Source organism: Pseudoalteromonas sp. TP27, assembly GCF_056470645.1.
Window position 1 is genome coordinate 1 of the sequence record NZ_JARDAK010000047.1, and the last position, 5,528, is coordinate 5,528.

7 protein-coding genes are annotated in these 5,528 nt (G+C 46.4%); all 7 read left to right on the top strand.

Annotated features, from left to right (window positions below):
* On the top strand, nucleotides 1–786 hold a 786-nt coding region (locus PX700_RS21450; RefSeq protein ID WP_479521893.1), incomplete at its 5' end, for a TraB/TrbI/VirB10 family type IV secretion system protein.
* Nucleotides 783–1,145: a hypothetical protein gene (locus tag PX700_RS21455; RefSeq protein WP_479521894.1), complete on the top strand. Its 363-nt coding sequence runs from the start codon at nucleotides 783–785 to the stop codon at nucleotides 1,143–1,145. The genes PX700_RS21450 and PX700_RS21455, both read left to right, overlap by 4 nt.
* The gene (locus PX700_RS21460; RefSeq protein ID WP_446701262.1) at nucleotides 1,145–1,912 is read left to right on the top strand and encodes a hypothetical protein; all 768 of its coding nucleotides are present in this window, start codon (nucleotides 1,145–1,147) and stop codon (nucleotides 1,910–1,912) included. Before PX700_RS21455 ends, PX700_RS21460 begins: the two co-directional genes overlap by 1 nt.
* Nucleotides 1,913–1,914: 2 nt before the next feature.
* A complete protein-coding gene (locus PX700_RS21465) occupies nucleotides 1,915–3,366 on the top strand; it encodes a hypothetical protein (protein ID WP_479521895.1) in 1,452 nt (483 codons plus the stop codon).
* Between the two features lie 4 nt (nucleotides 3,367–3,370).
* On the top strand, nucleotides 3,371–4,480 hold the full coding sequence (locus tag PX700_RS21470; RefSeq protein WP_479521896.1) for a hypothetical protein: 1,110 nt from the start codon (nucleotides 3,371–3,373) through the stop codon (nucleotides 4,478–4,480).
* A complete protein-coding gene (locus tag PX700_RS21475) occupies nucleotides 4,480–5,157 on the top strand; it encodes a hypothetical protein (RefSeq protein ID WP_479521897.1) in 678 nt (225 codons plus the stop codon). The genes PX700_RS21470 and PX700_RS21475 overlap by 1 nt, the downstream gene beginning before the upstream one ends.
* A gap of 111 nt (nucleotides 5,158–5,268) precedes the next feature.
* A partial coding sequence (locus tag PX700_RS21480; protein ID WP_479521898.1) for a hypothetical protein occupies nucleotides 5,269–5,528 on the top strand: 260 nt, incomplete at its 3' end.

Consider the following 5,528-nt stretch of genomic DNA (forward strand, 5'->3'; position numbering starts at 1 on the left):
AGTGACGACCAGCGTCTTATGATAGCCAATCGATTAAAAGAAGCCGAAGCCCTAAAACAACGAATACTCCAAGGAGACACCAGCTCACTAGACAACAGTCAAAACCTAACGACTCAACTCAATACCCTTGAAGCGAGTTTTTCACCGCCACCAACCAACATTGTTGGATTTACCAAAGAAAATACCTACAACGCCTCAACAGAGGGCTTGCTCAAACTCCCGATAGGCACCCTCATTCCCGCCATCACCGCCATGAAAACCAACAGCGATTACTCAGGCTCGTTCAAAGCCACCGTATCTCAAGATGTGTTTGATTTAAGCGGGGAATACGTTCTGGTGCCACGGGGCGCTCAGGTGATTTTAAAATCCGTCTCTATCAGCAATGTCAACGAGCCCATCAGCAGTCGTATGGGCATTACGGTGCCATGGATAGTGTTGCCTAACGGCAACAAGATTGATTTAAGCAAATCCTCTGGCATGGACAGAGAAGGAATTAACGCCCTTGGGGATGTGGTTGATAGGCATTTGATGGCGCAATTCTTTGGGGTTGCCGCTTACGCGCTTGTGGCCACAGAAACCAGTCGTTCTGGCACCAGTAGCGACAGCGATTCCAGTTACGCGGGGGATGTGGGTGAAGGGCTTCGCTCTCAAGCCGCCCCCCTTGCTCAAAAATACTTATCCCTTACCCCAACCATTACCCTACGGGCGGGGCAAAGTATGAACATCATGATTGAGGATGAGATATTTCTCTCACCTTGGCGCAATATTTACGAGGATTATTTATGAAAAAACCAACGCCCTATCTGTTTGGGCTGCTACTCATGGCAAGCGTTAATGTCAACGCCGCGCCCTATCTTGCCGAAGTTGACCCACTTCAAGTCGCCGTCAGAACCGTGTGGCCACCAGAGCTGACCACGGTTGAAGATGCGGTGACATGGTTGATTGAACCACTTGGGTATGAGCTGACCACTCAATACCCTGCCCCAAGTAGCGCAGAAGACATACTTGGAGCCCCTATTCCAACAGGTGCTAAATTGCACCGAACCATGCCCGTGTTAGACGCCATTCAAATTCTGATAGGCACCGATAACACCATTCTATTAGACAAAAAGCATCGCTTACTCAGCGCCGCACGAGGTCATTAATGAAGACTCAACGCTCTCTCTTATCGTTTCTCACTGTACCGCTCTTACTCAGTGCGTGTGCTTCCGATCCTTATGAAGGTCGCGGTGAATATTTTGCACTGACTCAGCGACACATTATTGAGCTGGATTTATCCGTGATAAAACCAAGCCAAACGGCGCAAACCCAACAAAGTGCCAAACAGCTCGCCTTGATACAAAGCCAAGTCAGTGAAAAAGACGCCTCTCCAAGCAACGATAAAATGTATCGATTCACCCTTAAAGAAGGGGAAACCTACCGCTCGGCCATTCGTCGCTGGTCAAAAAAAGCGGGCTATAACAACGTAGTTTGGTCAATGGATGAGTCAGGCATGAGCGCCATCAATGGCACCAATCCTGAGCTTGTGGATTATCACGGCACCTTAAAGAAAGCCATGAGTTTACTTGCTGCCAAACTTAACACCCCTATTCGTCTGACCGTATCAGAAAAAGACAAGGTGCTTGGTGTATATGACTTTGATGAAGAGCCAAAACTCACTCACATCAAAGGCAGCTCATTAAAAGACGTAGTGCGTAACATCGTGATTAATTACGGCCTCAAATGGTCGGACGATGCCAACGATTCACGCAGTTGGTTGGCGCTCAATGATTACACCTTTGGGGCCAACTATTACTTATTAACCAGAGAAAACGACGTCAATAGCGCTCTGCAAGTGGTGTTATCGAGTTACCCCGTTCGCTCTGAAATTTTAGAATCCACTAACCAAGTCTTTATCTTGGAGGAAAATTAATCATGCTTAATTTACGTCGCGGGTGCTTGTCACTGGTTATTGCCTCAATGCTACTGGTCGGTTGCAGCTCTCAAGAGTTCAAAGACAACCAGAAAAAGAACGATGAGATCCAACAAGAAATAGCCACTCGCTCAACCACCATTAAAAACAAAAAAGTCGATTACATTACCTTACCCCCTGTCACCCAGCGCACCATCGTTGAAAAAGTCGATACGGCATGGCTAGACACCGTGGTTACGGTGAACGTGGCTGACATGCCCCTCTCGATTGTGATTGAAGAGATCATGAATGGTGTTGGTTTACCTATCTGGTTTTCCGAAGAAGTCGAACCAAATAAAGTCGTTTCTTTAAATTTTTCATCGACGCGATTAGACGTACTTAACCTACTTTCTCGTGAAACCGGTTATGGCATTTCAGCTAAAGACAAACGTCTTGAAATTACTAAGTACGTAACCGAAACCTTCTCGTTAAATATTCCAGCGGGTACGTATTCTGCTCAAATTGGCTCGCAAGGGGAAGCGTCGGGTGAAGACTCCGCTCGCATTGAAGGTCAGTTTCTTAACATCGAATACAGCGAGGTTCAAATCGTTGAAGAGATAGCCGATGGCATTGTGAAGTTGCTAGGGGGGGACGATAAAGCAAAGAACGCCGTATCAACCGCAACCTCTCTTTCTCACATCACGGTTCGAGCCACACCCGACCAAATGATGGAAGTGCGAAACCTGATTGATAACGCACAAGCCTCATTATCAAAGCAGGTCATGCTTGATATTCGTGTTCTTGAGTTTAAATCCAACTTAGGCACTGAGCGTGGGATTGACTGGAACATTGTCCGTGATACGGGGGATGGCTTACTGCAATTTTTTGTACCAGGAACCACAACGGTTTCTCAAGGGTTAGGCTCAGGACTGGCCTTTACGGGCACGGGAAAATGGTCAGGCACCGAAAGCTTGATCAAGGTATTGGAGAAACAAGGCTCGGTATCAACAGAAACCCCAATCACAGCCATGATCTTAAATAACCAACCCGCAAAAATCACTCAACAGCGCGTCGAGCCGTACATTTCAGAAGCCTCTTCTGAATCGAGCGAGGGCGTCGTTTCTGCCAGTGTGAAGCGTGACAAAGAAGTGGAAGGCGTCGATATGATGGTGGTTGCGAATGTGCAACGTAACCATGTGTGGTTACGTATCTCAGGACAATTACAAAAAATCGTTCAACGTGAAGACAAGAAAGTCGAAGACATTGGCCTTCAATTTTTGACGGTGCAAAAATCTGAGATCACCTTTGCCAACAAACTGCGTTATGGCCAAACCTATGTGATTGCCTCTATCAAACAAACCAGCCGTCTTGCGGAAAGCTCAAAAAGCTTTTGGACGCCGTTATTTGGAGGTACTGGCTCTCAAACCGATACGATTGAAACCTTGGTGTTATTGACCCCAAGAAAAGTGGAGTAAGACGATGGAATTGGCAACCCTTGCCCTTCTTTCTTTAAATGAGCTAAAGAAACATCAACGATTGCACCCCGCCCCTTTTGAAAAAATCGTCATTTCTAACCAACGTCTCACCCGCTATTACGGCCAAAATAATGCCGTGTGCTATGGCGAATGGGTACGTGACGTTCTGGATAAACCAACACAGTTGTCAATTTATCTGGAGCAGAAAGAAATGAACGCATGGTATGGCTGTGCAATGGATGAAGACGGGGTACTGATAGAAAGAATAGGCTCATTTGCCTTGTTGTGTGATGTGCTTGCGTATGATTTACATCAAGCGAGTACGATATACATTACCCATGAGCTGCCATCCCAACCTGACGGGATCAAAGATAAGGACGTAAGAGCCGTCACGTTACCTAGTAATGATGAAGAAGCACTCGCCCCTTATAGGCTCACTAAACGTCAATCTAAAAAGCCATTATTGTTGGCCTGTTTGGGGCTTGCGGGGGCATTACTTGGGGTTGGAACCTATGTCATGATCCCTGATAGTCCCGCCCCACAACGCGTGGCGGTGCCACTCAGTGAAGAAATGCGCTATCAAGCGCAATACCACACCAGCGTATTGCCTAATGTCGCCATTATCGATGCCAGAAATGCTCTTTTAAGCACCACGTTATTTCCACAAGGCGTGAATGCCAACACGGTGTCATTTCAGAATGGTCAACTCTCCCTGCCTATCACCATGGAGCCCAGCGCCAACTTAAATGAGTGGCAACAATGGTTAGATAACCACGCGGCATTTTTGGCCCACTATGAGGCGCAAACCTTAACATTGACCCCAACAATGCACACAGGCGAGCTGCCACAGTATGACATGAGCGTTCAGCATGACGTAGTACAACGGCTTCATTCTATGGGCATAGGCGTCTTGCAAAACACGCAAGATAAGCGCGTTGGGGCCTTGTTGATTAATCAATATCAACTCAGTGCCACCGTACCGCTTGGCTCACTCAATATCTTGAGTGAAATACTTAATCATCCAATGATCTCTCTTGATGCGATCTCTTTGACGCTCAATGACACCATGACGGTGACAGGCACCATTGGCATTACCTTACAAGGCATTAAATAATGACACTGAAAAAGAAAGTGCTGTACGCCCTAATGGGCTTTTCCCTCTTAGGCATGATAGGCAATACCCTTTTATCCCTCTCAAATGAGCGCTCAAAAAAAGAAACCAAAGCGCGATTAGCAGAGCAACGTCAAGCATGGGCGTTTCAAAATACAGACACGCTGACGCCTGTGATTGAAAGCCAATCATCACCATCACCACAACCAATAGCGGTAACAACAACGCCGAATACGTCGTTGCCCTTATCCCAAGAAGCACAACGGGCCTTGGACTCACTTCAACAAACCTATCTTAGCGAAGTGAACACCAAAGCAATGAAGGCAGCGAAAGAAGAATGGGAAGCCGAACAATCGCTACTAAACACCAAAAAACCCAAAGAAAATACGGTGATTGTTCCAGTAGAGCCTATTTATACCCCATCGTCATACAAGGCCGTCTCTCCTATCGAGCAAGTGATTGTGAAAAGTATCTTTTTTAATGACAGTCGTGTGGTTGCGTGGGTGGAATTTGAAGGGCAACTCATCCCTATCAAAGAGCAAAGTGTGTTTTTAGATACAGTGGTTGACTCCATTACCAAAAACTCAGTGGTGTTTAATGAAGGCGGTCGATTAGTGACTCGCTACATGAGTGCCTCAAAAAAAGCGGTGCCAAAAAATGAAAACATCAGTGAAGAGTAATTGGCTCACACTCTCGCGCTTATGGGCCAGTAAGCGCACAGAGAAACCCACGCCATCCACAACCACGGTTCTAAAGATCGTTGTTCCTCTCAATGAGAAAAGGAGCTCAGTATGAATACGGAATTGGTGCTCAGTGATGAGCTAAAATCCATTTACTTTAAATACCAAAGCGCCATCTTGACTCAAGATGGTCAAATTTATACTTCTGACTTTACCACCAACGCCATTGATGAGATCAAAGCCGTCGTTAAGAACTATCCCTTACTGCTACCAGAGCAATTAGGTCAACGACTTAACGTGGTGCTGTGTGAGCAAAACTACCTCTCCTCTTTACTTGAAGAAAATAAAGGGGAGCTGCAACCGCTGCACTT

Excerpts from the sequence above, each read along its gene's own strand:
- PX700_RS21455 (WP_479521894.1), top strand. The coding sequence starts at position 783 with ATGAAAAAACCAACGCCCTATCTGTTTGGGCTGCTACTCATGGCAAGC.
- PX700_RS21460 (WP_446701262.1), top strand. The coding sequence starts at position 1,145 with ATGAAGACTCAACGCTCTCTCTTATCGTTTCTCACTGTACCGCTCTTA.
- PX700_RS21465 (WP_479521895.1), top strand. The coding sequence starts at position 1,915 with ATGCTTAATTTACGTCGCGGGTGCTTGTCACTGGTTATTGCCTCAATG.
- PX700_RS21470 (WP_479521896.1), top strand. The coding sequence starts at position 3,371 with ATGGAATTGGCAACCCTTGCCCTTCTTTCTTTAAATGAGCTAAAGAAA.
- PX700_RS21475 (WP_479521897.1), top strand. The coding sequence starts at position 4,480 with ATGACACTGAAAAAGAAAGTGCTGTACGCCCTAATGGGCTTTTCCCTC.